The 2,522-nt window shown below is 37.0% G+C and carries 4 protein-coding genes and 1 pseudogene; all 5 read left to right on the top strand.

Features of this window, described 5'->3' with window-relative positions:
- The first annotated feature begins 181 nt into the window (after nucleotides 1–181).
- Nucleotides 182–625, top strand: coding sequence for a GNAT family N-acetyltransferase (locus PVK62_RS17145; RefSeq protein WP_130049426.1), 444 nt, complete (start codon nucleotides 182–184; stop codon nucleotides 623–625).
- A 192-nt stretch (nucleotides 626–817) separates the two neighbouring features.
- A complete protein-coding gene (locus tag PVK62_RS17140; protein ID WP_063650544.1) occupies nucleotides 818–1,099 on the top strand; it encodes a type II toxin-antitoxin system Phd/YefM family antitoxin in 282 nt (93 codons plus the stop codon).
- A complete protein-coding gene (locus PVK62_RS17135; RefSeq protein ID WP_060994190.1) occupies nucleotides 1,096–1,383 on the top strand; it encodes a type II toxin-antitoxin system RelE/ParE family toxin in 288 nt (95 codons plus the stop codon). Before PVK62_RS17140 ends, PVK62_RS17135 begins: the two co-directional genes overlap by 4 nt.
- A gap of 194 nt (nucleotides 1,384–1,577) precedes the next feature.
- Nucleotides 1,578–1,849 (top strand): annotated as a pseudogene (gene dhiT, locus PVK62_RS17130) (type II toxin-antitoxin system toxin DhiT).
- Nucleotides 1,843–2,367 (top strand): type II toxin-antitoxin system antitoxin DhiA, encoded by a 525-nt coding sequence (gene dhiA, locus PVK62_RS17125; RefSeq protein ID WP_065624889.1) that lies wholly within the window; start codon nucleotides 1,843–1,845, stop codon nucleotides 2,365–2,367. The pseudogene dhiT and the gene dhiA overlap by 7 nt, the downstream one beginning before the upstream one ends.
- Nucleotides 2,368–2,522 lie beyond the last annotated feature (155 nt).

The following is a 2,522-nucleotide window of genomic DNA, read 5'->3' as shown; positions in this document are numbered from 1 at the left end:
TACAAAGTATATATGCATATAACAAATGCATCAACACGATTTGCTACATTCGGCGTTCTAGGTTTCTTTGAGTTTACTGTATTAAGTGGTAAATTTAGGCTTGGTTTGCATAGTAGCAAACGTGTTATGCAGGCGTTATAAGCACCGATTTATTAAGGTTATTTGAGCCAGAGGTAAAGGTTTGAAATTTTCTACGCGTTCAGCGAAAGATGATGATTTTGAGTTCTTATTTGAACTTAAAAAGGCGGCTGAATTTGAGCCAATTAAGGCTGTATTTGGTTGGGATGATAAAGTCCAACGTGAAATGCATCAAGATGAATGGGATGAAGAAAAACCAACCATCATTGAAATATCAGGTGAAGCAGTAGGTAGCTATTTGCTTCAAAACAAAGGCGACCATTTCTATTTTTGCCGTTTCTTTTTATTGCCAAATTTTCACGGGAAAGGAATCGGAAGTCAGATTTTAAGTCAATGTTTAGAGTTTGCTGATAGCGAAAATAAACCAGTAAAATTGTGTTATTTGCAAGGTAATCGAGTAGGCGGTTTATATCGTAAATTTGGTTTCCAAGTAACATCAGAAGATGCTCAATTTATTCATATGAACCGTGTGAGAATGTGCTTATAACAAATGCATCAACACGATTTTCTACATTCGGCATTCTAGATTTCTTTGGGTTTACCATATTAAGTGGTAAATTGAGCTTAATCTGCATGGTAGCAAACGTGTTATGCAGGCGTTATAATTTTTCTTAGTATTGCTGAATATTTATACTTGCACTATAATTGGTACAAAATTAAGTACAACTAAGGTGCTATTATGACTCGACTAAGATTAGACCAAGATATTCAACCACTTTCAGAATTTAGAGCCGGCGTAGCGTCATTTATTCGTCAAATTAACGAAACTCGTAGACCTTTAGTTATCACTCAGCGTGGTAAAGGTGTCGCTGTTGTTTTAGACGTTGCTGAATATGAAGCAATGCAAGAAAAAATAGAGTTACTGGAAGAGGTGCAACAAGCTGAAGCACAAATCGCTAGTGGTCTAGGTTTATCAAATGATGATGCTCGTTCTAAAATCTTAGGACGCTTACGTTCATGAATGTTATTTGGTCACCGCTTGCTTTAGACAAAATAGGGCAGACAGCAGAATACATAGCATTAGACAATCCATCAGCGGCAGAAAAATGGGTTAACGATGTATTCGATAAAGCTGAGAATTTAGGTTCATTTCCAGAGTTGGGTCGTCTTGTCCCTGAGCTGAATAAAGCCAATTATCGTGAAATCATTTTTGGCAATTACCGCATTATTTATAGCGTAACGTTAAGCATTAATATTTTAACGGTTCGTAACTGTAGTCAATTGCTGACTATGGCTGATATATAAAATTATAACAAATGCATCAACACGATTTGCTACACTCGGCGTTGTCGGTTTGCCTTTAGTTTCAGTGATTAAGGTATTAAAATTCAGTTAGATCTGTATGGTAGCAAACGTGTTATGCAGGCGTTACATGCTAAAGTTGTCTCTTTTGAGATACGGTGCTATAGTTTAACCAGATTTGATAATTAGAGGTTGCTATGCCAGAGATAGATGCATTGCTTGGGCTTTCATTTTGTCTGTATTTTTTCGACAACAAGCAGCATAAATTGCCTCATATTCATGTCAAATATGGTAGCTATGAGCTAATCATAGCAATTGAAACAGGAGAGTGCTTAGAGGGTTATTTACCAAATAAGCAACGAAAACGAGCAGAAGCTCACATTGAAAGCAATCGAGTAAAATTGATGGCAATGTGGAAACAAGCAGTTGCTGGTATTAATCCGGGTAAATTATAGGTGACGTATGTTGAAAGTAATTGATGTTGATTTGGTAGCTGATTTTACACTTGAGCTTACTTTTAGTGACGGTTATACAGGTGAAGCTAACTTAGCTGAGTATTTCCAAAAAGAAGCATTTAGCCATGTGACTAATTTTCAAAAGTTTGCATTAACTGCTGATGGCTCTCTTGATTGGAGTGGTGTTGAATTATCAGCGGCAACGTTAAAAGAAATCACGGTTGGTAGTTATACTGAATCTGATTTAACGCCTTTTGACGTTAAAGAAATGGAAATGGTAATAAAGCAGGCTTCATGGGATTCAATGCAAGAAGGTCGAGCTGATATTTTGCAAGCGGCCATTCGTTCTTATGTTGAGCAATTTGGCCACAGTGTTGTAATTGAGCGTGCAGGAATAAAAAGTAGAACGAGTGCTTATCGTTCATTAAAACCTGAAACGACACCAAGTTTTGGTACTTTGGTTCAATTAGGTCATGCAGTTATTGAATTGGCTAAAGATAGAGTATCTGCTCATTCTTTGAGTCGCATGTAACAAATGCATCAACACGATTTACTACACTCGGCATCTCAGGTTGTCGGGTGTTTCTCGTTTTAAGGCGTCAATATTAAGTATAATTGCATAGTAGCAAACGTGTTATGCAGGCGTTGTGCGTACTGAGTCCGAAATTTTTTGTACGGTTCATCAAT

It is taken from the genome of Aliivibrio sp. S3MY1, from assembly GCF_028765575.1.
Taxonomy (GTDB): domain Bacteria; phylum Pseudomonadota; class Gammaproteobacteria; order Enterobacterales; family Vibrionaceae; genus Aliivibrio.
This window is presented reverse-complemented; position numbering and strand designations above follow the sequence as displayed.